Annotated in this window: 21 protein-coding genes and 1 tRNA gene; 4 read left to right on the top strand and 18 right to left on the bottom strand. The window is 39.5% G+C overall.

Annotated elements, in window-relative coordinates:
* Window positions 1-53: 53 nt before the first annotated feature.
* The 6 genes from metG to HGJ18_RS02200 all read right to left on the bottom strand — a co-directional run bounded on the left by metG (window position 54) and on the right by HGJ18_RS02200 (window position 7069).
* Entirely contained in the window at window positions 54-2432 is a 2379-nt protein-coding gene (metG, locus tag HGJ18_RS02225) for a methionine--tRNA ligase (protein WP_253697473.1), read from the bottom strand.
* A gap of 76 nt (window positions 2433-2508) precedes the next feature.
* Window positions 2509-2597: transfer RNA gene (locus HGJ18_RS02220), tRNA-Sec, on the bottom strand.
* 69 nt (window positions 2598-2666) lie between these two features.
* Window positions 2667-2966, bottom strand: a complete 300-nt coding sequence (locus HGJ18_RS02215) for a helix-turn-helix domain-containing protein (RefSeq protein WP_002693248.1) — start codon at window positions 2964-2966, stop codon at window positions 2667-2669.
* A gap of 2 nt (window positions 2967-2968) precedes the next feature.
* Window positions 2969-3301: a type II toxin-antitoxin system RelE/ParE family toxin gene (locus tag HGJ18_RS02210; RefSeq protein ID WP_253697472.1), complete on the bottom strand. Its 333-nt coding sequence runs from the start codon at window positions 3299-3301 to the stop codon at window positions 2969-2971.
* A 46-nt stretch (window positions 3302-3347) separates the two neighbouring features.
* Window positions 3348-5222, bottom strand: coding sequence for an ABC transporter ATP-binding protein (locus HGJ18_RS02205; protein ID WP_253697471.1), 1875 nt, complete (start codon window positions 5220-5222; stop codon window positions 3348-3350).
* Window positions 5222-7069, bottom strand: coding sequence for an ABC transporter ATP-binding protein (locus HGJ18_RS02200; protein WP_253697470.1), 1848 nt, complete (start codon window positions 7067-7069; stop codon window positions 5222-5224). Before HGJ18_RS02200 ends, HGJ18_RS02205 begins: the two co-directional genes overlap by 1 nt.
* A 124-nt stretch (window positions 7070-7193) precedes the next feature.
* Here HGJ18_RS02200 and HGJ18_RS02195 point away from each other — a divergent pair, with 124 nt between their 5' ends.
* Window positions 7194-8543 (top strand): MATE family efflux transporter, encoded by a 1350-nt coding sequence (locus HGJ18_RS02195; protein ID WP_253697469.1) that lies wholly within the window; start codon window positions 7194-7196, stop codon window positions 8541-8543.
* A gap of 13 nt (window positions 8544-8556) precedes the next feature.
* On the opposite strand, the gene HGJ18_RS02190 is transcribed toward HGJ18_RS02195, so the two are convergent.
* A complete protein-coding gene (locus HGJ18_RS02190) occupies window positions 8557-10635 on the bottom strand; it encodes a methyl-accepting chemotaxis protein (protein WP_253697468.1) in 2079 nt (692 codons plus the stop codon).
* A 145-nt stretch (window positions 10636-10780) separates the two neighbouring features.
* Between HGJ18_RS02190 and HGJ18_RS02185 the strand changes: the two genes are divergently transcribed.
* From HGJ18_RS02185 to HGJ18_RS02175, 3 genes are all read left to right on the top strand, one after another.
* Window positions 10781-12577: a tetratricopeptide repeat protein gene (locus HGJ18_RS02185; RefSeq protein ID WP_366793317.1), complete on the top strand. Its 1797-nt coding sequence runs from the start codon at window positions 10781-10783 to the stop codon at window positions 12575-12577.
* Window positions 12578-12638: 61 nt separating this feature from the next.
* The gene (gene rd, locus HGJ18_RS02180; protein ID WP_002670545.1) at window positions 12639-12797 is read left to right on the top strand and encodes a rubredoxin; all 159 of its coding nucleotides are present in this window, start codon (window positions 12639-12641) and stop codon (window positions 12795-12797) included.
* An 81-nt stretch (window positions 12798-12878) separates the two neighbouring features.
* Window positions 12879-13163 carry a hypothetical protein gene (locus tag HGJ18_RS02175; RefSeq protein ID WP_253697466.1) on the top strand — a complete coding sequence of 95 codons (285 nt, stop codon included), beginning with the start codon at window positions 12879-12881 and terminating at the stop codon, window positions 13161-13163.
* 98 nt (window positions 13164-13261) lie between these two features.
* Here HGJ18_RS02175 and HGJ18_RS02170 read toward each other — a convergent pair whose 3' ends face one another.
* The 11 genes from HGJ18_RS02170 to rpsO all read right to left on the bottom strand — a co-directional run bounded on the left by HGJ18_RS02170 (window position 13262) and on the right by rpsO (window position 23345).
* Window positions 13262-13945, bottom strand: coding sequence for an AAA family ATPase (locus HGJ18_RS02170; RefSeq protein WP_253697465.1), 684 nt, complete (start codon window positions 13943-13945; stop codon window positions 13262-13264).
* A 12-nt stretch (window positions 13946-13957) separates the two neighbouring features.
* Window positions 13958-16045, bottom strand: a complete 2088-nt coding sequence (fusA, locus tag HGJ18_RS02165; protein ID WP_253697464.1) for an elongation factor G — start codon at window positions 16043-16045, stop codon at window positions 13958-13960.
* Between the two features lie 286 nt (window positions 16046-16331).
* Entirely contained in the window at window positions 16332-16802 is a 471-nt protein-coding gene (gene rpsG, locus HGJ18_RS02160) for a 30S ribosomal protein S7 (RefSeq protein ID WP_002670537.1), read from the bottom strand.
* Window positions 16803-16812: 10 nt separating this feature from the next.
* Window positions 16813-17187, bottom strand: coding sequence for a 30S ribosomal protein S12 (gene rpsL / locus HGJ18_RS02155; RefSeq protein WP_002670535.1), 375 nt, complete (start codon window positions 17185-17187; stop codon window positions 16813-16815).
* A 101-nt stretch (window positions 17188-17288) separates the two neighbouring features.
* Complete coding sequence (locus HGJ18_RS02150; RefSeq protein ID WP_253697463.1) at window positions 17289-17651, bottom strand: nitrous oxide-stimulated promoter family protein; 363 nt, start codon at window positions 17649-17651, stop codon at window positions 17289-17291.
* The gene (locus tag HGJ18_RS02145; RefSeq protein WP_253697462.1) at window positions 17626-18045 is read right to left on the bottom strand and encodes a YbaN family protein; all 420 of its coding nucleotides are present in this window, start codon (window positions 18043-18045) and stop codon (window positions 17626-17628) included. The genes HGJ18_RS02150 and HGJ18_RS02145 overlap by 26 nt, the downstream gene beginning before the upstream one ends.
* 89 nt (window positions 18046-18134) lie before the next feature.
* Entirely contained in the window at window positions 18135-19208 is a 1074-nt protein-coding gene (locus HGJ18_RS02140) for an LptF/LptG family permease (RefSeq protein WP_253697461.1), read from the bottom strand.
* Window positions 19205-20338 carry an LptF/LptG family permease gene (locus HGJ18_RS02135; protein WP_002670521.1) on the bottom strand — a complete coding sequence of 378 codons (1134 nt, stop codon included), beginning with the start codon at window positions 20336-20338 and terminating at the stop codon, window positions 19205-19207. The genes HGJ18_RS02140 and HGJ18_RS02135 overlap by 4 nt, the downstream gene beginning before the upstream one ends.
* 18 nt (window positions 20339-20356) lie before the next feature.
* Window positions 20357-20791 carry a dUTP diphosphatase gene (dut, locus tag HGJ18_RS02130; RefSeq protein ID WP_253697460.1) on the bottom strand — a complete coding sequence of 145 codons (435 nt, stop codon included), beginning with the start codon at window positions 20789-20791 and terminating at the stop codon, window positions 20357-20359.
* Window positions 20792-20862: 71 nt separating this feature from the next.
* A complete protein-coding gene (gene pnp, locus HGJ18_RS02125) occupies window positions 20863-22959 on the bottom strand; it encodes a polyribonucleotide nucleotidyltransferase (protein WP_253698306.1) in 2097 nt (698 codons plus the stop codon).
* A 116-nt stretch (window positions 22960-23075) separates the two neighbouring features.
* Window positions 23076-23345: a 30S ribosomal protein S15 gene (rpsO, locus tag HGJ18_RS02120; protein ID WP_002670516.1), complete on the bottom strand. Its 270-nt coding sequence runs from the start codon at window positions 23343-23345 to the stop codon at window positions 23076-23078.
* Window positions 23346-23347 lie beyond the last annotated feature (2 nt).

The raw sequence follows: 23347 nt of genomic DNA, 5'->3' as shown, positions 1-23347 counted from the left end.
GGGATGTTCCTTTAAGGAGCATCCCTTTTTTAATTTACTATTGAAAAATCGGCCTAGCCTGCTTCTCCGGTTTTTACCTTGTCAAGCTTCATTTCTTTTCCGGCAACCAAGAGTTTTTTACCCTCAATTTTAGGAATATAATCTTCTATCAATATGGGAGCGGCAAAGAAGGTATCTGCGTCTATCGCTGCCGGTTTTTGTTCGTAAAAGGCTTTTACAGCCTCAGGGTCGGAAGAATCGGCATCGCCTTCAAGAATTACAGGCGTTCCGGGAGCGGCCCACGGGGCTTGAAGAAGCTCTACATGTTCTTTTTCTTCTTCATCATACCAGCTTGCCGCCAAAAGCATACCCTTCGATTCGATACCGCGCATCTTCCGAGGTTTTAGGTTATCGGCAATTATGACGGTTTTTCCCAATATTTCATCTTCCTTCAAAAAGGGTACAAGACCTGAAAGGATTGTTCTTTCTTCGCCGGAGCCGTCATCAAGCTTTTCGATGTAAAGCTTGTCTGCATCGGGATGCCTTTCGACGGATATAATTTTGGCGGTTTTTAAGGCAATCTTTTTTGAAAAAAGCTCGGCCGGAGGGAGTTTAACTTCCGGCTTTGCAGAAGAAGCAGCATCGGACTTTGAAGAACCGCCGACCTTACAAGCTGAACAGTCTTTTTCCGATTTTTTTCTGTCCTTTTGACTACCCGAATAGCGTTCGCGATAGGCATCGATGACCTTGTTGTCGAGGGTCTTAAAGATGATTACGGGGTTTTCTACCGTTTTAAGCCCTTCTCTTTCGCCTAAATTTTTCCATGAAAGGAAGACTCCTTCCGGCTTATTAAATTGAGGGGCCTTACCATCAAAAACATTTCCTGACCAAATCTTTTGACCGAAAAAGCCTGCGGCCTGATCGGCGTATTGGGGCATATAGGGATGAATCAAAATTAAAATATCCTTTATAAGATAGCAAAGCTCGGACATAAGGGCTTCGGCATATTCAGGATCGGTTTCGCGCCTCTTCCAAGGCTCTCCATCTTGAAAGGCCTTGTTTGCAACTGAAGAGAGGGCAAAGACCTCATGGAAGGAATCTCTAAGCTCGGCCCAGTCGGAAAGCTCCGTTATTTTTTTGAAGCTTGCAGAGGCGGCATCTCTTAAAGATTTTACCATGCTCTTTATGTCTTCACGATCCGATTTTGCCCCGTCAACCTGGGGTATTTTGCCCTCATAATAGCGGTGAACAAAGGTAGCAGTCCTGTTTACAAGATTGCAGAGGTTTCCGATAAGCTCGCTGTTGACCCTCTCCTGAAAATCCTTCCATGTAAACTGGGTGTCGTTTTTTTCGGGGCGGTTATAAAAGATGTAGAACCTCCACATATCGGCAGGGATACCCGACTCTTTGGCATCGTTTCCGAAAACACCCACTCCTTTCGACTTTGAGAATTTTCCGTTCTCGTAATTAAGATACTCGGTGCCTGACATGTGAAAGAGTTTTGTCCAATTTTTTCCGGAACCTATGAGAGAACAGGGGAAGATTACCGTATGGAAAGGAATATTGTCTTTTCCGATAAACTGAAAAAGCTCTACATCATTTTGATCAAGCCACCATGCCTTCCAATCCTTTCCGGCAAGGTCTGCCCAGCACTTTGTTATCGAAATATAGCCGATTGGAGCATCGAACCATACATAAAAAACCTTGTCTTCAAAGCCTTTTTTGGGCACGGGGATTCCCCATTTAAGGTCCCTTGTTATAGCCCTTTCTTGAAGGCCGTCCCTAAGCCAGCTTTTTGACATTTGAAGGGCATTGTTTGACCATCTTCCCTCCTCTGCCGTTTTAGGCATCCACTTTTCGTACTCCGGTACGATTTTGGGAAGGTTTATATAAAGATGGGTTGTAGAGCGCACTTCGGGAGAGGCCCCGCAAGAAGAGCAACGGGGTTCTTTTAAATCGGTGGGATCTAAAAGTTTTCCGCAATGCTCGCACTGATCGCCCCTTGCTCCGTCATAGGAACATGAAGGGCAGGTACCCAATACATAGCGGTCGGCCAAAAAGCGCTTACAGGATGGGCAGTAAAGCTGTTCTATAGTGTGCTCCGTAATATAGCCGTTTTTATCGAGGTCATTAAAGATACCCTGAGTTATTTCGGTCTGCTGCGGTGTAGAAGTTCTTCCAAAATAGTCGAAAGCAATATTAAACCAATTGTATATTTCAGCATGAATTGCATGATAGAATGCACATAGATCTTGAGGTGTCTTTTTTTCTTCGAGAGCCTTTGTCTCGGTAGCGGTTCCGTATTCGTCGGTGCCGCAAATATAAAGGGTTTCATATTCTTTTAAGCGGCAAAAACGCGCAAATACGTCAGCGGATAATACTTGAATTAAATTTCCCAAATGGGGAAAATTGTTTACATAGGGCAAAGCCGAGGTTACTAATTTTCGTTTCATATAAATGATTATGGATTATTATTAAAAAAAAATCAACTACCCGCATTAGCCTGCGGTTAGTTAGTCTGCAAGAAAACGGAAGAGGCAGGAATCGAACCTGCCATTGCGAATTATGCAACCTACGGTTTTGAAGACCGCGGGAGCCACCAGACCCCATCTGCTTCCGCAAGGACTATACACAAAATCGGAGCTTTTGTCTAGGGGTGGTTTTGATTATAATAAACCATGCTTATACTAAATTCTCAATAAAACGGTACCTTCTGCATCCGAATATTTTGGATAGGTTATAATTTCCAGCCCCATTCCAAGGGAATCTAAATAATCGATTAATGTAGAAATCTTCAAATCTTTTCTTTTTTCAATTTTTGATACCGAAGATTGAGAAAAATTAGCCATCTCGGATTGTTTTATATTTTGCCCTTCTCGAAGCTGAGCCAGTCTTATCGCCATAATATCTTGTTCAGCTTTTATATAAGCTCTTTTTACTGATTCAGGATTCATTTTACTTTCCATTATTTTAATAGCATCTTTCATTTTCAAATTTCCCTCTCATGTGTTTCAATAATTTTTTCGGATTCCGCAATTAAATCCTTATAAAATTTATTTTGATTTTTCCCTTTTTTATCTCCTCCTATAAGAAGATAAGCATTTCTTTTTTTATCAAAATAATAAGCTACTCTTAAAATATGAGCTTCCGTCTTATTTCGTAATTCTTTAAGATTTTTGTATTTTTTTGATCCATGTAAAGTATCAGAATAGGGACGCGGTAGATTCGGTCCAAATTCTCTCAGCAGAATTACTCTTTCCAACACAGCTTCTTTACTTTCGTCATCCAAAGTATCAAACCAAGTTTCATATTCCGGAGACATATCTATTTCCCACATAATTTAATTATATTCACTTAAGTGAATATTGTCAAGATTTATCTTGATAATACTGTGCTTGGGCGTTCCACAATTTGCTGTAAAGGCCGTCTTCCGCTAAAAGTTCTTCGTGGCTGCCTTCTTGAACTATGAGACCAGCGTCAAAGACCAAAATATGGGAACAAAACTTACAGGAAGAAAGGCGGTGCGAAATATACAGGGAGGTTTTGTTTTTTACAAGACCGTCGAATTTGGAATAAATTTCGGCTTCGGCAATGGGGTCGAGGGCGGCGGTAGGTTCATCCAAGATTATAAGGGGAGCATCTTTATAAAGGGCTCGGGCTATTGCAATCTTCTGCCCCTCCCCGCCTGAAATGTTTACGCCTTCATCATCGAAGTTTTTATAAAGATAAGTTTCCTCCGCATTTTTAAACTTAGAAAGATCGAGACCGGTATTTTTTAAAACTTCCAAGACCTTGAGTTTATCGTAGGCCTCTCCGCCCGAAATGTTTTGGGCAAGAGGGAGGGCAAGTAGTTTAAAATCCTGAAAAACTACGGAAAAAAGATTTAGGTATTCTTTATAGTCATATTCTTTTATGTTTTTTCCGTTAAAAAGGATTTCGCCTTCAACAGGGTCATATAAGCGGCAGAGGAGTTTTACAAATGTAGTCTTACCGCTCCCGTTTTTACCGACTACAGCAAGCCTCTCGCCCTGCCTTAAAGTAAGGTTTAAATTCTTTAAAACGCTCTTTTCGGAATCGGGATAAGCAAAGGAAACGTTTTTAAATTCTATAAGAGGCTTATCAAGCGCTTGATAATTGACCGGAGCATTGTTCATACACATTCCGTTTTTTATATCCAAGAACTCAAACACATCCTTTAAAAATTCCCTATTGTTTTTTGCCTCTCCCGCAACCGTAAAGATTTCGGTGAGGGCGGAAGAAAGGGCCGTGATGCTTGCCGCATATTGCATGAGGTTTCCGGCAGGGAAAGCTCCTCCTAAAGCCTTTAGCCCCACAAAGCCGTAAATGATTATTAAAAGAGAAGTAGAAATAAAGGCCGATAAAAAGGCAAAAAAGCCCATCTCTTTTTTAGCATATTTCGAAACCCTTCCACCCGGCATAAAAATATTACTGGAAGCTCTTATTATGTTACCCTCTTTTTGCTGGCCGTACATACGCACATCCATTGCTCGGTTTTTTTCGTTAAAGAGCCTAAAGAAAAAACTAAACACCCTGTTTCCTTCTGTAGCATCATCCGAAACAATTGCCCAGTAAGAGTCGGACATTGTTTGAAGCTTTGCAGGAATGAGGATTAAAAGTACGATACTAAAAAGAATTACAAAGATAAACAAAGGATTGTTTAAAAAGGTTAATTCGGGACTTTGAACCTTAAAGCTAAAAAGGCTTATACTCAATGCGGCCGAAGTAATAACGGAAGTAATATGAGTAGAACATTTAGGATAGATCCAAAGAATTTTTTCTAAACCCCAGCCTGCGTAATTTGTATTTTGCCATATCCTTGTATAAATCTCATTTGTTTTTGCGGATTCAACATCTTGAAAGTCCATGCTTAAAAACTTTTGAACATAGATATCTTGCAGTTTATAATCCACGCTCCGGCCTTCATAGTTTGCCCATCTTTTAAATAAGGAAGAAACGAGCATACAGACGGCCGTTAAAATAAGGGAGAGTAAAACCAAACTTTTGATTTTTGATAAATCTCCATTTCCCGAATAAATTAAAACAAGCTCGTTTATAATTCTTGCCGAAAAGAAAATACCTATAAAGGGTAGGAAACTTGTAAAAACTTTTTCTCCAAGCACGGAAATAAAAAACAAAGGCGCCTTTTTAAAGAGAAGCAAAAAAGCCCGCCGATTCAAGCCCTTGTTATGTCTTTTTTTATTATATCCTTTTTCAGTTTTCATCAGATTTCCCCTAAACTTTCAGGCAATTCTTTATCCTGTTCTTCCTTATAATACTTGCTTTGTACTTCAAAAAGATGAGCGTACTCCCCGCCCTTTTTTAAAAGGGAATCATGAGTGCCTTCTTCGATTATTTTTCCGTCTTTTATAAAAATAATCCTGTCACAAAAGCGGGTGGAAGCAAGTCTGTGCGAAATAAAAATAGAAGTTTTGTCCTTCGATAAATCGTTATACTTAGTATAAAGCTCATGTTCAGCGATAGGGTCCAAGGCTGCCGTCGGTTCATCCAATATTAAAAAGGGTCTGTCATTGTAAAGAGCCCTTGCAAGTAAGAGCCTTTGAGTTTCGCCGCCTGAAAGTTCTACGGCATCAAAGAAGATATCCTTACAAAGACGGGTTTCTTCTTTTTGGGGAATAGTTTGAACCTTATCGTAAAGTCCCGAAAGCTTTAGCACCTCTTCAATCCTCTCCTTGTTAATGTCTTCTCGGCTTTGTGCAATGTTTACAGCAATACTGGTAGGCAAAATAGAAAACTCCTGAAAGACCGCACTAAAGCACTTATAGTATTCGCTTCGGTTAAATTCTTTTATACTTTTTCCGTTAAACAAAACCTCTCCTTGGCTAGGATCGTAAAGCCCTGTAATCAATTTTACAAGGCTTGTTTTTCCTGCCCCGTTTAAGCCGACAATGGCAAGCTTTTCTTTGGGCTTCAAAGTCAAATTGAACCTATCCAAAACAGGAGTTCCGCCTTCCGAATATAAAAGGCTTACATCTTTTAGCTCGATGAGGTTTTCTTTTTGTAGAGGAACTTCTTCACCTTTTTCAAATAGATAATCTTCTTTAAATTCAAAAAATTCTCTAAGGCGGGAAATATCAAGACTTTGCTTATGCAGAACGGAAAACCGATTTAAAATACCGCTTACCCATTGAGTAAAAGTTCCTGCTGCGGCAAAATAAAGAATAAATTGGGGAACGCTTATATTTTTTTGTAAAACAAGACTTATCAGCCAATAATAAATAAGACCGTTCCGCAAAAAGGTTAAAACAAGGTCTGCAAGGTCGGCAAAAAAATAACGCTTTTCTCCTTTGAGGTGAAAATTGCTGTAAAGCCTTAAATGCTTTTTATATAATTCTTTAAGCCAAGCCTCCATTCCGAAAAGACGGATATCCTTTGCAAGCTGCTTATTTTTTCCGGTTTGAGTTATGTAGCGTAAATGATTTACATGTTTATTTTCTTCATCACGCCTCTTATACATCCAAGAGCTTACACTGTTGGTGATAAAAAAGCTTACGCTGGTTGTTAAAATGGTAATTAAAATTATATTAAGGTTTAAGGAAGCAAGGATAACAAGATAGATGATAAAGCAAAGAAGATATTGGAGAAGTTCCTGCAAGGTAGTCCAAATAGCTTCGGTTGATTCCCAGTTAGCATCGGTAACATCCATCGCCTTATTTTTCTTTGCTTCAAAATCCTTATTATCCAAGTTATTATAGGAAGTGTTCATCGCCTTACTGCCTATCATAAAAATAAGCTCACTCCTAACTCCAATCCGCCCGAATAGATGGTTCGTTCGCAGATAAGAAAGGAGACCGCGTAAAAGCATTAAAGAAAAAGCAAAGGCAAAAATAGTTATTAAAAGATTTTTAATGGAAGCATTGCTTTGAATAAGGCTCAAAACCGCAGGTGCAAAAAATATCGAAATTAAATTATCTCCAACATATAAAAGAGATTCCAGCAAAATCAAAACAGGCACCGACTTATATGTCCTAAAAGATGTTTTAAGCATAAACCAAACATTGCTTAAAATGCCGTATTTTATAGGTTCTTCTTTCTTTTCCTCTTTTTCCATAAGGGAAGATAATAACATAAATACTGGGAAGTGTCAAAGGCAGTATCTGTAATTGACAAGCTCTAATTTTATCTCTATTATATAACCCAAGATTTAGCAGTAAATCCCAAAACGGAAAAAGGCTATGTACAAAAAAGACTTGGATCTGACCGAAGGCGTAATTTGGAAAACTTTGATAATATTTACTCTTCCCATTTTGGCAGGAAACTTTTTTCAGCATTTATATACGGCAGCCGATGCCGTCATTGTGGGGAAGTTTACAGGCAAGGAAGGTCTTGCAGCAATCGATTCCGTTTTAAGTTTATTAAAACTTCCGATAAATCTTTTTAGCGGACTTTCGGCAGGGGCTACAATTATTATCTCCCAATTATTCGGTGCAAAAAAAATCAAGGAACTCTTTACTGCAATCCACACTTCAATAGGCCTAACCCTTATTGCGGGCATAGGCCTTTTGATAATCGGAGTTCTTATTTCGCCCCTGCTTCTTTTTATGATGGGCGTTCCTCAAGAGATTTTTGAGATGACATTGAGCTATGTCAGAATTTATTTTGCGGGAATGGGAGTTTCCCTTTTTTATAATATAGGTTCGGGAATTTTGCGAGCAATGGGAAATTCCAAAACGCCCTTCTATGCCCTGATAGTTTCTTCAATATTAAACGTAATCTTAGACTTAATCTTTATAGGAATCTTTAAGTGGGGAATCGGAGGAGCAGCCCTTGCGACCGTGCTTTCTCAGCTTATAAGCGCAGTAATAATTCTTTTCGCTCTCACCAAAAAAACGGGATACTGCCCATTGCTCCTTAGCAAAATAAAAATTGACAGCTTCTCTTCTATCAAGATTGCAAGACTCGGACTTCCCATAGGCATACAGTCGGCCTTCTTCCCCATAGCCAACATGATAATCCAAGCGACTGTAAACGGTACGGGAACAGACAACATTGCGGCTTGGGCACTTTGCGGCAAGCTGGACTTTTTAATTTGGATCTTACTCGAAGCCATGACCACATCGATTGCAACCTTTGTTGCTCAAAATTACGGTGCAAGAAAATATGAGCGCATTACCGGAGTTGTGCGGATAGGGCTTATCATGTCCGGCATTATAATAGGAAGCATTTGTGTAATGCTTTATTTTTGGAATGTACCCTTGGGAAAACTTTTTATCAACTCAAAAGATTACGAGGTTCTTATAATAAGCGAAAAACTTATGCATATCCTTGCACCCTTTTATACGGTCTTCATATTCACCGAAGTTTTTTCGGCGGCCATCCATGCAACGGGAGAAACTTTTAAGCCCATGCTTATAACCCTCCTCGGTGTTTGTGCCTCCCGCATTGTATGGATATTTTTATTTGTCCCGATAAATCCTGTAATCGAAATGATTGTACTAGCCTTCCCTATCTCGTGGACTTTGACAAGCATTATATTTACGGTCTATTATTTTATCTACAGAAAAAAATTATATCAAGTTCGATAATAGCTTATTTTAATCACACCTTAAACTTTGCGATTTCCGAAGCAACCCCGGCAGCAGTTTCTTTATTTAGGCTTGCAATATCGGTTACATCTTGAACAGTCTTGTTTACCTGCCCTACCCCAACCGACATCTCTGTCATACTTTGAGTTATATTTTCCGAAAGAGAAGAAAGAGTTTTAAGCTCATGTGAAATTTTTTCTATCTTTAAAAGCATTTCATCGGAACCCTCTTTTACAGCTTGGCTTACCTCTTCCATTCCGTGTATTTCATGTAAGACGACCTCCGCATCTTTGAGCTGCTCATTCATGGTTCTTATCATTCCGTCTTCATGGCGGTAAATAAAATCCATCATAGAACTTATCTTTTCGAACTGCTCGGAAACACGGGGTCCGACACCGTTTAGATTTTCGATCTTGCTTTTTAATTCTTCCAAAACCTTTGTAATATTTTTACCCTGCTCGCCGGATTCTTCGGCAAGTTTTCTGATTTCATCGGCAACAACGGCAAAGCCCTTTCCGGCTTCTCCGGCATGAGCAGCTTCAATTGCAGCATTCATTGCAAGAAGGTTTGTCTGACTTGCCGTATTTTGTATAACGGAAATTGCATCCAAAAGTCCATCAGATTGCTCGGTTACGATTCTGGTAATATCTACAACGGATTTTACGGTTTCTTTTCCTTGGTGGGTTGTCTGCTCAAGCTCTTTAATGGCTTTTAAATTATCTTGCGCCTTTCCTCTTACACCCTCAATATTTGAAACTATTTCTACTACAGCCTTTGTAGAAGACATAAAACTTTCAGTTTGATTGTCAATATGAACATCAAGCTCTGAAATACCTTTAGATATTTCATCTACCTTGCTGACCGCATTTTCTACACTGGAGTTTTGAGTGAGAACCTGCCCTCTAACCCCCTCAATATTTGCCGTAATCTCATTTAAGGCGGCGGCGGATTCTACCATATTGGCAGATAAATTTTCGCATATCCCCTGCATCTTATCCGTATGCTTCCCAATATTTGCCAAGGAAGCACTAACCTTCTCTATTGCGTTATTTAAAACCGAGGTTATACTTCCAACTTCATCATTTGAAACATCAGCCCTTATGCTAAAATCTCCTTCAGCTATTTTATTAAATACGGAATTCATTTTGGCAAAACGGGCAAAAGAAAGTCTTAATAAAAAGGAGCTGAGCAATAGCACAATAAGAAAAATACCAAATGACCAAATAATAGGCAGGCGTAAAATTAAAAGTATAGAGGGAACAAAATCACCCATAGGAGCAAAAAGCATAATTGAATAGGGTAAATTTTTTAATTGTTTTTTTGCAATAATGGCCTTACCTAAATCTTTATCCGTGCAATAATAAAGCCCGGCAACACCTTCCACAGGAATGAGTTTACCCGTAATAAGTTCTATCTTTTTTCCTATTAACTCGGAATTTGAGGATATTATAACATCATCATCCTTTCCAATAAAACTCAGCCAAGAATTATCACTGGGTATGGATTTTTTCATTTTTTCTACAGCCTTATCCAAATTAACGGCCACGCCTGCAAGCCCTAAGACTTTGCCTCTATTATCAGCAACTTTATAATCGAACCAAAAATTTACGGTTCCTAAAGTTTTATTGTAGTCAATGCTATAAAAGATCTCGTCTTTTTTATTTAAAATATTATAAAACCATGAATCTGCAGCATTATTTTCAGATAATTTATCCCGCACAATCTTTTTATCTTTAACTACATAATAAGAACCGGTCAATCCGGAAGCGGCAAAACAGGTACTGAACTTTTCATCACTTGCCAAGCTTAACATCATGGCTTTTATATCTTCCCCATCTGTTCCATCCTCTTCATAAGATTCGAACCATCTTATTAAATTGTCCTGCCCTGCAAAATTTTTTGAAATAGTTAAACCGCTTTCAATATCTCTTTGCAGTTCCGAAAAGGAAGAGTCCAAAATATAATGAATATTTTTATAAAAAATACTCTCTATAAATGATCTTGTATAATAGATGGTTGAAGTTAAAGCTCCAAATACAACAATAACCAAGCTAAGCGTCAAAAATAAATTTAGCGATGTCCTAATTTTCATTATAGCCTCAAAATAATTTTGTTGCCCATTTTAATATATTTTATCAAAATTATCTAGTGATAAAAGAAAAAATTGCAATGAAAATTCTTAATTAAGATCTCAAAAAGATATTGGCAACATTATTAAAATATATTATAATATAAAAGTGAGTTTTTACGTAAAAAATTTTGCAGTCAAACATCGTTCTATCCTCATTTTTGCAGTTATAATGTGCTGTCTGTCTTTTTTTTCTTGTGTAAGCACAAAAAAAGCAGTTGCAGAAGATAAGTCCGTAGGTTCCATAGAGCAAAATGGGGCAGGTTTAAAACCGATAGGGGAAGGCACCATTCTATCTCTCCCCGGAAAAAATGAACTTGCCGAAAAAAAGCTCGATTCAACCCTTGCAGCCCTCATCGAAAAAGGCTCCCCTGCAAGCCTAAAAGAGGCAGTTCTTTTTATTCAAAATGACAGCAAGGGGCTCACAAACGAAAATAAACTTTACCTAAAAATAATTGCAGATATAATGTATCTTGCATATCCTTTAGAAACAAATGGAGTCAAACCGCCCGTCTATACCGAAGATGAACCTTATTTACAGGCTCTAAAAGAGGTAAAATCCGGATTATATCCTGTTTCAACAAAAAAAGACGGTTTTTTAGGCCTTATAATTCCTACATTGGTTTTAGCCAATGATGATTTTTCCAGTACAACGCTCGCACAATATTCCGAGGATATAGAATCAAGACTTACGGAGGCTCAAAAACTAAGACCTCAGTCCGTCCTTACCTATTATCTTTTAGGTCTTTATAAAGAAAAAACCAATAAATTGACTGAAGCCGTTGCCCTATACCAAAAAGCTTGGCAGCTTGATTCCTCTTGCTATCCTGCCGGTTTTAAATACGGGCACTTTGCTGCAGAATCGGGTAACGGAACAGAAGCCTTAAAAATAGCCGATGCACTAAACAGCCTCTACAATGACAATACTGAAGTTAAACTCTTATATGCTCAAGCTCATATAGCAAAAAACGATTTAAACAAGGCTTCGGAGAATATTGTATCGGTTCTAAAAAAAGAGCCTGAAAACATTTCGGCCCTTCTTTTACGGATAAGAATATTAATAGAACAAAAAGAGTACCTAAAGGCAAACTCTCTTTTGGATGCTTATTCAACCAAAAACAAAACTGCAAAAAACTATCTTCTATATCGAGCCCGTGTAACAAAAGAATGGAATAAAAATCTAATTCGGGCATCCGAATTTTTAACCGAAGCTTATAAATACTACCCTGAAGATTTTAATGTTCTTTTAGCATGTGCAGAGATTTGCTTTGAAGCTTCAACCAAAATAGACAATAAACCCGCCGACTTTTTTATCCGCAAGGTCTTGGAAGCTTACCCGAAAAATACGGCAGCCTTAGCCCTATTGGTAAAAAACGATATTAATAACGGAAAATGGGCACAGGCAGTGGAATCGGCTGAAGACTTAGCAGCGAAATACCCCAGCGAGGCAAACAAAGAACTTCTATTAACCGCATACCTTGGTTCAGGTCAAACATCAAAAGCTCTCAGCCTTGCAAAGCAGCTTTATGCAAATACAAAAAATCCTTCAAATTCCTTTATAAATCTCTATATGGAAGCTTTATATGCCGGAAAGGATTATCAAACCGTAAAGCAGGTAATAACTCAAAAAATGAAAGGAGCCGATTCTCAGCTTAAATCGATTTTGTATTACTATAATGCAAAACTGGAACAGGGGAATTCGGGTGAATATTTAAATTTTCTACAATCAAGTCTCCTGTCAAACCCGCGAAACAAAGACTCTCTTTTTGCTATGTATGAATGGTATTTAAAAACTAAAGATTATAAAAAGGCAAAATATTATCTCGGTCAAGTATTGGCCTTAGATCCTTCAAATAAAAACCTTGTTAATTTATCGGAAAACCTGGATAAATTACTTGCCGATTAACAAAAAAAAGTGTATTATAGAAACATAGAGTGATCTTATCATCATTTATAAGGAGTATAAAATGGATAAATATGTATGCGATTTATGCGGATATGTGTATGATCCGGCTTTAGGCGATCCCGACGGCGGAATTGCTCCCGGAACAGCATTTGAAGATATACCTGATGATTGGGTATGCCCCCTTTGCGGAGTAGGAAAAGAAAGCTTTACAAAGGTGTAATGCTTTAAGCTATCAAAAACTGAGCCGGCTTTTAAAACAGGGGCCGGCTTTATTTATAAAAAGTTAAATTTGGGAGAAGTTATGGAAATCAAAGATTTTATAAACACAATAGGTTATGACGGAAATTCCGCCATAGTAGATAAGGCAAGACTATCAAAAAATTCAAATAAAAATCTTGACCAACTTTTAGAATCCGGAGCTTTTAGGGCTGCGGCAGCCTATGCCGTTTATACCGAATCCGAAGAAGACCTTCAAAAGGTGGCTGATGAATATAATAAAATTTCCCATTCAAATTACAAAAAAGAACAACTCAAGAGGCTTTTCGGAGTCTCTAAGGTAGAAGTAAAAAAGAAATTAGTCTGGTAAGCAGCTTAACCTTTTAATTAATTTTATAATTAAACAGAAAATAAAAAAGCCGTGAAAGGTACAACCCTTCACGGCTTTTTTTATGATAGTTTTACGGATTATTTTTCGCTCAAAAGCATGGTTTTAGCATCAAAAGAAGATCCGGTATCGGAAGCTCCGTTTCCGTGTTCTTTTAAGGCCTTAATCTTTATAAAATCCCCGTCATTTTCAAGATAGAGAAGTACATCAATTTCATCAATGTACTTTTTCAAACTCTCATCGATTTCACACGAAGTAACATCTGCAGCAGCGGTATACCAAACGGCAACCCCCATTTCCTTGGCAAAGGCCTTCATGTCCTTCATTGCTTCAGGCAGGGCTTTTGCAAAGTTAAAATCGTCAATCATAACTACTGACGGCTTTGAGCCTCCTTCGGACAAGGCCCTGATTGTCTTTAAAATCTGAGTAGTTCTAACCGTATCTTGGTTAAAGTTTAAGACAATCCTCTTTGAAAAGGCCTGAGCCTTTATTTCCGGAGCATTGCCGAGGTTCTTTTTCTTTGCCAGCTCGTTAAACATATCGTTATACCAAGTTATGGCATAGTCTACATGCTGACTGAACGATATATGAACAACAGGCTTGTCCTGTAAGAGTTTATCCAAACCGAACTGAACCAAAATCGATGTTTTTCCTACACCTTTTTTTGATGTAACAACACCTACCTCACCTGCTGCCAAGCCGCCGCTGAGAGCTTTTTCAAGTTTCCTCATCGGGCTTTTTTCAATCAAATCTTCTTTAAGCATTACAGAGCCTCCTTATTTTTTTTCTGCAAGCCTTTTAGCTTCGTATTCTTTTATCAGTTCTTCCGAAATACTTGCCGGAGCCTTGCCGTACTTGGCAAATTCCATAGAGTATTCAGCCTTTCCCTGTGTTGAAGAACGCAGAATGGTAGAAAATCCAAACATTTCGCTTAACGGAACTTCGGCATCTACACGGGTAAAATTGTCGTCTTCCGTCGATGAAATAATAATTCCGCGTCTTTGATTTATAAGACCGAAGATATTACCTTGGAATTCCTGAGGTCCTTCGATAGAAACCTTCATAATGGGCTCAAGAATTGCAGGTTTTGCAGCCTTGTAAGCCTCACGGAAAGCACCGATTGCAGCAGCTTGGAAAGCCATATCCGAGGAGTCTACAGGGTGGGACTGTCCGTCATTTATAGTAACCTTAGTTCCGACAATCGGGAATCCGATGAGGGTTCCCCTCTTGATAGCTTCTTTAAAGCCCTTATCGCAAGAAGGAATAAATTCCGAAGGAATTGCTCCTCCCTTTATCTGATTGTCAAACTCATAATCTTGCTCGGTGCAAGGCTCGATAAAGCCTGCAACACGGCCGAACTGACCGGAACCGCCTGTCTGTTTTTTGTGAGTATAGTTAAAATCTGCCCTCTGGGTAATAGCTTCTCTGTAAGCAACCTGAGGCATACCTGTTTCAACATCACACTTATATTCTCTCTTCATTCGCTCAATATAAACTTCCAAGTGAAGCTCGCCCATACCCTGAATAATGGTCTGGTTCGATTCCTTGTCTACATAGCTTCTGAAAGTCGGATCTTCTTTTGTAAAGCGGTTAAGAGCCTTGGACATTTGATCGGCAGCCTGCTTATCTTTCGGTGTAAGCGAAAGAGAGATAACGGGATCCGGAACATACATGGAGCTCATTGCATAGTTTAAGTTTCCTCCGCAGAAGGTATCTCCCGAAGCACAGTCAATACCGAAAAGAGCTACAATGTCGCCAGGACCGCCCTCGTTAATATCTTCCATGGTTGCGGAGTTCATTCGAACCAAGCGGCCTACCTTAAATTTCTTTTTGGCACGGGTATTAAATAACTCCTCACCTTTCTTTAAAGTTCCCTGATAAACTCGGACATAGGTAAGCTGTCCGTATTTTCCGTCTTCAAGCTTAAAGCCTAGGGCAACTACCGGAGCATTTTCATCCGTACCTAACACAATAGGCTTTTCATTTTCATCGAGGTTTAAAGCCGTATTTTCGATTTCTGTCGGATCGGGGAGATAATAACCTACCGCATCCAAAAGGGGTTGGATACCCTTATTTTTATAAGCCGAGCCGAGGAAGACGGGAACAAACTGCTCTGCAAGGGTTCCCTTTCTGACGGCTGCTCTTATCATTTCTTCGGTTTCTGCACCTTCCAAAAAGGCTTCTGCCAATTCATCTGAGAACATGGTAGCGGCATCAATCATTTCTTCCCTATATTTTTGAGCATCGGCTAAAAGATGCTGGGGGATTTCGGCCATGCGGATTTGGGTACCGTTTTCGCCTTCAAAATACATAGCCTTCATAGTAACAAGGTCTACAACGCCTTCAAGCTTATCTTCCAAACCTATGGGAATCTGCATCATATAAGCATTGAGCCCTAGTTTCTCCCTAAGCTGCATCCTAACTTTAAACGGGTTAGCACCGGTTCTGTCGCACTTATTTACAAATGCAATTCGGGGAACGTGGTAGCGTTTTAACTGTCTGTCAACAGTGATAGACTGGGACTGAACACCTCCGACAGAACAAAGAACCAAGATAGCTCCGTCCAAAACGCGTAAAGAACGTTCAACCTCAATAGTGAAGTCTACGTGCCCGGGAGTGTCAATTACGTTTACCGTATAATCCTTCCATTTAACCTGAGTTGAAGCTGACTGAATCGTGATACCTCGTTCCTTTTCAAGCTCCATATTATCCATCGTAGCACCCACACCGTCTTTTCCGCGGACCTCGTGTAAAGCATGAATTCTATCACAATAAAAAAGAATTCGTTCAGAAAGAGTAGTTTTACCGGAGTCAATGTGAGCACTAATACCGATATTTCTCATCTTAGAAATATCATTACCCATAATCAATACCTCATCTTTATAGATTTTTAGGAGCAAACTGCCGAGTTTCTCCTAAATGATTTTATAAAACCGAAAAGTCATAATACTTTTCAAGATACAAGACGTTACAGTATAATAAAAAAAAGAATAATATACAAGGGGGTCGATGAAAAATGTACATCCTCAGTCCTTTTTTCATCTTAGAGTTTTGCTTACGCAAAACTCTCGAAGTTTGGAACCACCGCCGTCCATGGCGGATAAGATATTTACAAAAAAAGGGAGTCCGTATTCCGAACTCCCCTTTGAACTACCACCTGAAGTGTGCAAAAGCTTTGTTTGCTTCGGCCATTCTGTGAACTTCTTCCTTCTTTTTGAAGGCTGTTCCGGTGTTGTTGTATGCATCGATCAGCTCTGAAGCCAATCTTTCTGACATCTCGTGACCGCTTCTTTTTCGAGCAGCACCGATAATCCAGCGCATAGCCAAGGCTTCTCTCCTTCCCTCCGGAATGTCCATCGGAACCTGATAAGTGGCACCTCCGACTCGGCGGGATTTTACTTCAACAACGGGTTTTACGTTGTCCAAGGCCTTTGAAAAAACGGCCAATGGTTCTTCGCCGGTTTTTTCTTTAATTTTATCAAAAGAATCGTACATGATCTTTGTAGTAATGCTCTTTTTTCCTGAAAGCATCATTCTTCCGATAAAGCGGGTAACTACCACGCTATTGTACTTGCTGTCGGGAGCAACAGGGCGTCTTGCAGTAATTTTTCCTCTACCCATTTTTTACCCCCTAAGCCTTGGGCCTCTTGGCTCCGTACTTGGAGCGGCCTCGTTTTCTGTCTTCTACACCGAGAGCATCTTTAGTACCGCGTATAATGTGATAGCGTACACCCGGGAGGTCCTTAACACGTCCGCCTCTTACGAGAACAACGGAGTGTTCCTGCAAGTTGTGTCCGATACCGGGAATATAAGCAGTTACTTCGATGCCGTTACTTAAACGGATACGGGCAACCTTTCTTAAGGCCGAGTTCGGTTTTTTAGGCGTAATCGTCTTAACGCTGGTGCAAACACCGCGCTTTTGGGGGCAAGACTGCAAAGCAGGACTCTTTGTCTTAACTGCAGCAGATTTGCGTCCCTTTTTTATCAATTGATTAATTGTAGGCATAAGCCTTATCTCCTTAATTTATCCGCCAGCACTACGGAATATCAGAAAGTATAGTATAACATAAATTTTAAAAAAAAGTCAATGCCGTAAAAAGACGTATTTTAATTAAATCTCCCCGGAGGCTTCGGAGGATGTTTTTTTGCATAAATTGTCTTAAAAAGGTGCTTTAAACTTAAAATGGGACGTTTAAATAAAAGTCTCGGTCCTGCATACCTCATTACCTTTTTTATTTTTTCACGCATATCGCTTTTATAGCAATGCACAGGACAGACATTGCAAAAAGGCTTTTTTTCATCATTTTTTCGATAAATGCAGGTTTCAATCCTCTTTGATGCATATAAAAAAAGCTCATCAAGCTCATCATCACTCATTTCTCTTCCTTCAAAAGAGCGGTACATATCTATCATAATAGAAATGAGCTTTTTTTCTTGTTCTTTTTTATCTTTGTTCAACACAGCCCGCATCTGCTTTTATTGCCGATTTTTCATCATCCGGAAGAGTTTTTATCTTAAAGATAAATACGTAATATTTGGCCAAAAATACACAGGCTATTAAGATTCGGGCATAGGGTTTAGCCGAAAAATAAAAAGCGGCTGCGAGCATGATTGAGGCAAAGGAAAGTATGATAACCTTGTTTTTTAAAGTCATACCCTTTTTTTCGTAAAAGCTTTGAATGTATTTTTTATGAAAAGATGTGCTCATAAACCACCGTTTTAGTCTTTCCGAGCCCTTAGCAAAGCATACGACTGTTACCATAAAAAAGGGCGTTGTCGGTAAAATAGGCATGATGATACCTATAATTCCAAGCCCTAGGCAAATAAAGCCCAGCACAATCCAAAAAATATTTATTATCTTCATAATCCTCACCTCTAGTTAGTCATAATTTACATTATTTTTTAATTTTTATCAAGTAATCAGGTTTGGAAGTTTTTTCAAGATGCCCGACCCTAAGTCCGCGAGTTTTTTAGTAAAAAGATACTTAAAATCGAAAATATAAAAATCGGAGTCCAAGCTCCGGCAAGGGGCGAGATATATTCCCACTTTGCACTTAACATAGTAACCATTTCCGTAACGTAAAAAAGAGTTGCTATTCCTAAGCTGAATAAGATACTCATCAGCAGGATATTCTTTTTAAATTTACCGCCCAAAGAAATCGAAAAAAACAAGACTATAAAAATAGTAAACGGAAATGAAAAGCGCCTGTGATATTTTGAAAGAGCCTCATAATACGGAAGGCCGTTTTTTTTAAGGGCAGCTATAAATTCTTTTGCTTCCGAAATTCTCATTTCATCTACCGAGCTTAGATTTTTTTGAAAATTAGAAGGAGGCTCTGAAAGAATTATATTATCCGGAATATGGTTCAAACAGCTTACAATATTTTTTTCATCAAATCGGTAAACTTCAGCACTGTCAGTAGTCCAGCGGTCTTCATTCCAGACCATATGAGAGCTTTTAATAACCAACGATAAATTTCCATCCTCGTCACGGATTATTATGTAGGCATTTGCAAGAGTTTGATTTTCTGCATTAAAATAATCGGCCGTGTATACGATTTTTCCGAGTTCGGATAAAATTACCAAGTCCTGAGTATCCAAACTTTCTTCTTCTTGCAAAAGTTTTTTTGAAAGCTGCGTTTTTTCATAAAAATATTTTATAACCACATTGTCTTCAAAAAAAATCATCCCTACGGAAAAGAAAAATCCCAAAACCAAAAGGGGAAGAGTAAAACGGCCTAAAGATATTCCCGCTGAAAATATCGATGTAAGTTCATTTTGTGCATATAAATTTCCCATTGTATATGAGCCGGCAAAAAGAATTGCCAAGGGCACGGAATAAGCAATACATTTAGGAATGTAGAGCCACATAACTTTTACAATATCTTTAAACTGTGCTCCGTTTTGAAGATAGGCAACTATATTGGCAAATAAGTCTCCCAACTGCAAAAGCAAGACAAAAAAAAGCATTGCTACGACGAAGGTTGGTATAAAAAGTTTAAGCAAGTATCTTTGAAGCAGCCTCATTTTAACAACCTCTTTATTGCAATCACAGCCGTGCAGATTACCAACAAAACATTCGGAAACCACATTACAAGGGCTCCGTTTATATTTAGGCCCGATTCAAGGCAGAGCATTTGCCCACCTATCAAAAAGGCCCAATAAGCAACTGAAATTAAAAGCCCCACAATAAAGCCCGTACTCTGATCATAGGTCTTACCGGCACGGCTTATAGCAAAAGCCAACAATACAAAAAAGAAGGCACCGAAGGGAACAGAAAATTTACGGTGAAGCTCCATAATATAGATATTCAAAAGACGCGGACTTGTATCACCGGCTTCCTTTTTTTGCTTTATATCTTTTATTAGGTCATAAGAAGTCATCTTGTCGGGACCTGAACTTGAAATAAACTTAGGGGCAACATCCTTTGCAAGAACATTGTAGGTTATACTTTCCCCATAGACAACATCAAATTTAGATCTATTGTTTAAATCCAAATTTAAAAGACGAGGATTGAGCATTTCAAGCTGCATGATAATCGATCTGTCGTTGGATTTTTTTACATCGGTTTGAGATGAAGATAAAAATCTTTTTGCCCCCCTCTGACTTGAATCGATTATTAAAAGATCATGGATTGAATTATCCTTTATCAAACCTGAAACAACTATCGAATTTTCATTACGCTTAACCGAATAAGACTCAAGTTCAAGAGCAGGAGTTGAAGAAGCAATATTGTAAAGCACCTCATTAAATTTTATCGTCCCGCGCGGAATCAAAATATCGTTTGTTATAAACGAACCTACTGAAACAAAAACACCGAGAGCAAAAACCGGAATCAAAATAAAAGAAGTCGAAATTCCTAGAGCATTCATCGAAATAAATTCATGGTCTGCCGAAAAGCGGCCCAAGCACATGAGGGTTCCGATTAAGGCTGCATATGGAGCTGTTGTAGCTATTATAAACGGAAGAGAATAAAACAAGAGCAATAAAACATCTTTTGTGGGAGCCTTTTTAGATAGGATTTCTTCTGCCATTAAAAGAATCTGATTTACAAAAAAAATAAAAAAGAAGAACAAAAAAGAAACTATAAAATATAAAAGGAGTTCTTTAAAAACATATACAAAGATTGTTTTATGATTAAACGACAGACCTCTCATAAACTACGCTCTTTTTAATCATGCTATTCCCGTAGAACCGTAGCCCCCTGCTCCGCGTTCGGTATTGGAAAGCTCATCCTTTTGAACAAAATCAGCCTGAATAGCTTGGGCAATAACGGCTTGGGCGATGCGGTCCCCATTTTCTATTTTAAAGTCTTCATTTCCGAGATTTATTAAAAGAACGGCGAGCTCTCCGCGGTAGTCCGAATCTACGGTGCCGGGAGTGTTTAAGACGGTAATTCCGTGTTTTAGGGCAAGCCCCGATCGGGGACGCACTTGAAGCTCAATTCCCTTAGGTAATTCAACCGAAAGACCTGTAGGAATTAAGCATCTTTGCATGGGTTTTAAGATAACGGGTTCTTCAATAAGGGCCCGCAAATCAGCTCCGGCAGATCCGCTCGTTTTGTATTCCGGTAAAAGGGCTCCTTCTTTTAACTTTGTAAAAACTTCCATTTACAATCTCCTAAAATCACCATGCGCAAAATTTAAAAGCATGGGCCGAACAAACGGCTCCATGCTCCTTTTTATTTGGAACGCTCTTCAAGAGCATCGACATAAGAAAGGTTGAGCCTTCCGAGTTTATCGATTTCCAAAAGTTTAACGGGTATTTCCTGTCCTTCTTTAAGCACATCCGAAACCTTTTCGACTCTGGAGCGTGAAAGTTTTGAAATATGGCAAAGGCCTTCTTTTCCGGGAAGGATTTCGACAAAGGCACCGAAGTCCATAATTTTTTTTACGGTTCCGTCATAGATCATTCCGACTTCGGGATCGCTTGTGATTCCCTTAACAATACTCTTTGCGCCTTTAATGTCCGAAGTTCCGTCCTTGCCGTAAATGGTTACGGTACCGTCGTTTTCGGTATTGATTGTTACATTATATTTATCGGAAATAGCTTTTACATTCTTTCCGCCGGGGCCGATTAGGGCACCTATCTTGTCTTCGGGTATTGTCATCATCTCAACCCTTGGAGCATATTGGGAAAGTTCCGCATTGGGAGCGGAAATACACTGATTCATTATGCCGAGGATGTGCATTCTTCCTTCTTTGGCCTGTGCAAGGGCATTTTTCATAATTTCAGGCGAAACACCTGCAATCTTTATGTCCATCTGGAAGCCCGTAATTCCATCGGCCGTACCTGCAACCTTAAAGTCCATATCGCCTAAGTGATCTTCTTCTCCAAGAATGTCTGAAAGAATGGCGTAGCGGTCATTTCCTTCGGTGATAAGCCCCATGGCAATACCGGCAACCGGCTTTTTCATGGGAACGCCTGCATGAAGCATAGAAAGGGTTCCCGAACATACGGTAGCCATCGAAGAAGAACCGTTTGATTCCAAGACCTCCGAAACAACACGGACCGTATAGGGGAATTTTTCCCTTTCGGGAACCATCGGATAAAGGGAGCGGTGTGCAAGGTTTCCGTGCCCGATTTCTCTTCGACCCGTTCCGAGCCTTCCGACCTCTCCTACAGAGAAGGGCGGGAAGTTATAGTGAAGAATAAAGTTTTCTCTTCTGTCGCCCTCGATGTCATCATATATCTGTTCGTCAAAGACTGTTCCTATCGTTACAACACCCAAGGACTGGGTTTCGCCTCGTGTAAAGACGGCCGAACCGTGGGGACGGGGAAGGACTCCGATTTCGCAAGTTATGGGACGAATGTCCTTAGTGCCTCTTCCGTCAACCCTCAAGCCCTTGTCCAAGATATTGGTTCTTAAAATATTATACTCCATCTCTTCAAAGAGGGCGTTAAAAAGTTTAAGCTGAATTTCATCTTCAAGCTGTTCGGCATATTTTTCGGCCAATTCTTTTTTTACCTTGTCCGATTCTTCGCGGCGCTCCATCTTTGTTGAAAGATAGAGGGTTTTGCTTAAACGTGGGAAGGCTTCGTCATAAATTGCCTGCTTATTTTCAAGCTCGGCTTCAAGGGGAACGAGGGGAAGTTTTTCTTTTCCGGCAAGTTCGCGTAAATCTTCCTGCATCTTGCAAAGAGCCTTGATCATTTCATGGGCTTTTTCCAAGGCTGTAAGCATGACCTCTTCGGAAACCTCGTTAGCACCGCCTTCGACCATCGTAATGCCCTCTTTTGTTCCGGCAACTACAATTTCCATATCGGCAGTTTCGATTTGACTAAATGTCGGGTTTATAATGTATTCGCCGTTTTTATAGGCAACACGGGCAGCTGCAACGGGGCCGTCAAAGGGGATATCCGAAATATGAACGGCTGCAGAGCTTGCGATAACTGCAAGGATGTCGGGCGGGTTTATCATATCCGTTGAAATACAGGTAGGAACCAACTGGATTTCACGTCCGAATTCTTTGTTAAATAAGGGGCGCATGGGCCTGTCTATAAGACGGGAAACAAGGATTTCCTTATCCTTTGGTCTACCCTCTCTTTTTATAAAGCCTCCGGGGATTTTTCCGGCTGCATAATATTTTTCGTTATAATCAACCGTTAGGGGGACATAGTCTAAACCTTCCTGAGCCTGTCCCGAGGCACAGATTGTAGCTAAAATTGCGGAACCGGCATATTCCGCATAAATAGAACCGTTGGCCTGTTTTGCCAAATAACCGGTTTCTAAAATTAAATCATGTTCGCCGATTTTATAAGTTACTCTTTTTCTCATCATTTTTTCTCTTTGAAAATTTCTTCTTTAAAATTACGTTAATTTTAAAACTCAATAAATAAAGATAAAGGCGCAAGGACAAGAATTCAGTCTTTCTGCCCCTGCACCTTATCAAACTACTTTCTAAGGTTAAGCTCTTTAAGAATAGTTCTATAACCTTCAATGTCTGTTCTGCGGTAGTATTTAAGCAAACTGCGTCTATGACCTACCATGCTGATCAAACCTCTTCGGCTGCCTGCATCTTTAGGATGCTCCTTGCAGTGATTTGTCAACTGGTTAATTTTTTCGGTCAATAAGGCAATCTGCACCTTTACATCGCCTGTGTCTTTTTCGCTTGCACCGAATTTCTTTACGATCGATGCTTTTTGTTCTTTAGTAACTGCCATTA

Origin of the sequence: Treponema denticola (genome assembly GCF_024181405.1) — a bacterium.
Lineage (GTDB): Bacteria > Spirochaetota > Spirochaetia > Treponematales > Treponemataceae > Treponema_B > Treponema_B denticola_D.
Note: the sequence above shows the minus strand (reverse complement) of the source record. Positions and strands in the feature narration are given on the sequence as shown.

Bases quoted from the DNA above. Each gene is read 5' to 3' on its own strand.
- HGJ18_RS02215 (WP_002693248.1), bottom strand. From the start codon at position 2,966: ATGAAAGATGCTATTAAAATAATGGAAAGTAAAATGAATCCTGAATCA.
- HGJ18_RS02170 (WP_253697465.1), bottom strand. From the start codon at position 13,945: ATGCTTAAAGAAGATTTGATTGAAAAAAGCCCGATGAGGAAACTTGAA.
- HGJ18_RS02205 (WP_253697471.1), bottom strand. From the start codon at position 5,222: ATGAAAACTGAAAAAGGATATAATAAAAAAAGACATAACAAGGGCTTG.
- fusA (WP_253697464.1), bottom strand. From the start codon at position 16,045: ATGGGTAATGATATTTCTAAGATGAGAAATATCGGTATTAGTGCTCAC.
- HGJ18_RS02150 (WP_253697463.1), bottom strand. From the start codon at position 17,651: ATGCGGGCTGTGTTGAACAAAGATAAAAAAGAACAAGAAAAAAAGCTC.
- HGJ18_RS02135 (WP_002670521.1), bottom strand. From the start codon at position 20,338: ATGAGAGGTCTGTCGTTTAATCATAAAACAATCTTTGTATATGTTTTT.
- HGJ18_RS02145 (WP_253697462.1), bottom strand. From the start codon at position 18,045: ATGAAGATAATAAATATTTTTTGGATTGTGCTGGGCTTTATTTGCCTA.
- HGJ18_RS02140 (WP_253697461.1), bottom strand. From the start codon at position 19,208: ATGAGGCTGCTTCAAAGATACTTGCTTAAACTTTTTATACCAACCTTC.
- rpsG (WP_002670537.1), bottom strand. From the start codon at position 16,802: ATGGGTAGAGGAAAAATTACTGCAAGACGCCCTGTTGCTCCCGACAGC.
- rd (WP_002670545.1), top strand. From the start codon at position 12,639: ATGGATAAATATGTATGCGATTTATGCGGATATGTGTATGATCCGGCT.
- HGJ18_RS02195 (WP_253697469.1), top strand. From the start codon at position 7,194: ATGTACAAAAAAGACTTGGATCTGACCGAAGGCGTAATTTGGAAAACT.
- rpsL (WP_002670535.1), bottom strand. From the start codon at position 17,187: ATGCCTACAATTAATCAATTGATAAAAAAGGGACGCAAATCTGCTGCA.
- HGJ18_RS02210 (WP_253697472.1), bottom strand. From the start codon at position 3,301: ATGTCTCCGGAATATGAAACTTGGTTTGATACTTTGGATGACGAAAGT.
- rpsO (WP_002670516.1), bottom strand. From the start codon at position 23,345: ATGGCAGTTACTAAAGAACAAAAAGCATCGATCGTAAAGAAATTCGGT.
- HGJ18_RS02175 (WP_253697466.1), top strand. From the start codon at position 12,879: ATGGAAATCAAAGATTTTATAAACACAATAGGTTATGACGGAAATTCC.
- HGJ18_RS02200 (WP_253697470.1), bottom strand. From the start codon at position 7,069: ATGGAAAAAGAGGAAAAGAAAGAAGAACCTATAAAATACGGCATTTTA.
- HGJ18_RS02190 (WP_253697468.1), bottom strand. From the start codon at position 10,635: ATGAAAATTAGGACATCGCTAAATTTATTTTTGACGCTTAGCTTGGTT.
- metG (WP_253697473.1), bottom strand. From the start codon at position 2,432: ATGAAACGAAAATTAGTAACCTCGGCTTTGCCCTATGTAAACAATTTT.
- dut (WP_253697460.1), bottom strand. From the start codon at position 20,791: ATGGAAGTTTTTACAAAGTTAAAAGAAGGAGCCCTTTTACCGGAATAC.
- pnp (WP_253698306.1), bottom strand. From the start codon at position 22,959: ATGAGAAAAAGAGTAACTTATAAAATCGGCGAACATGATTTAATTTTA.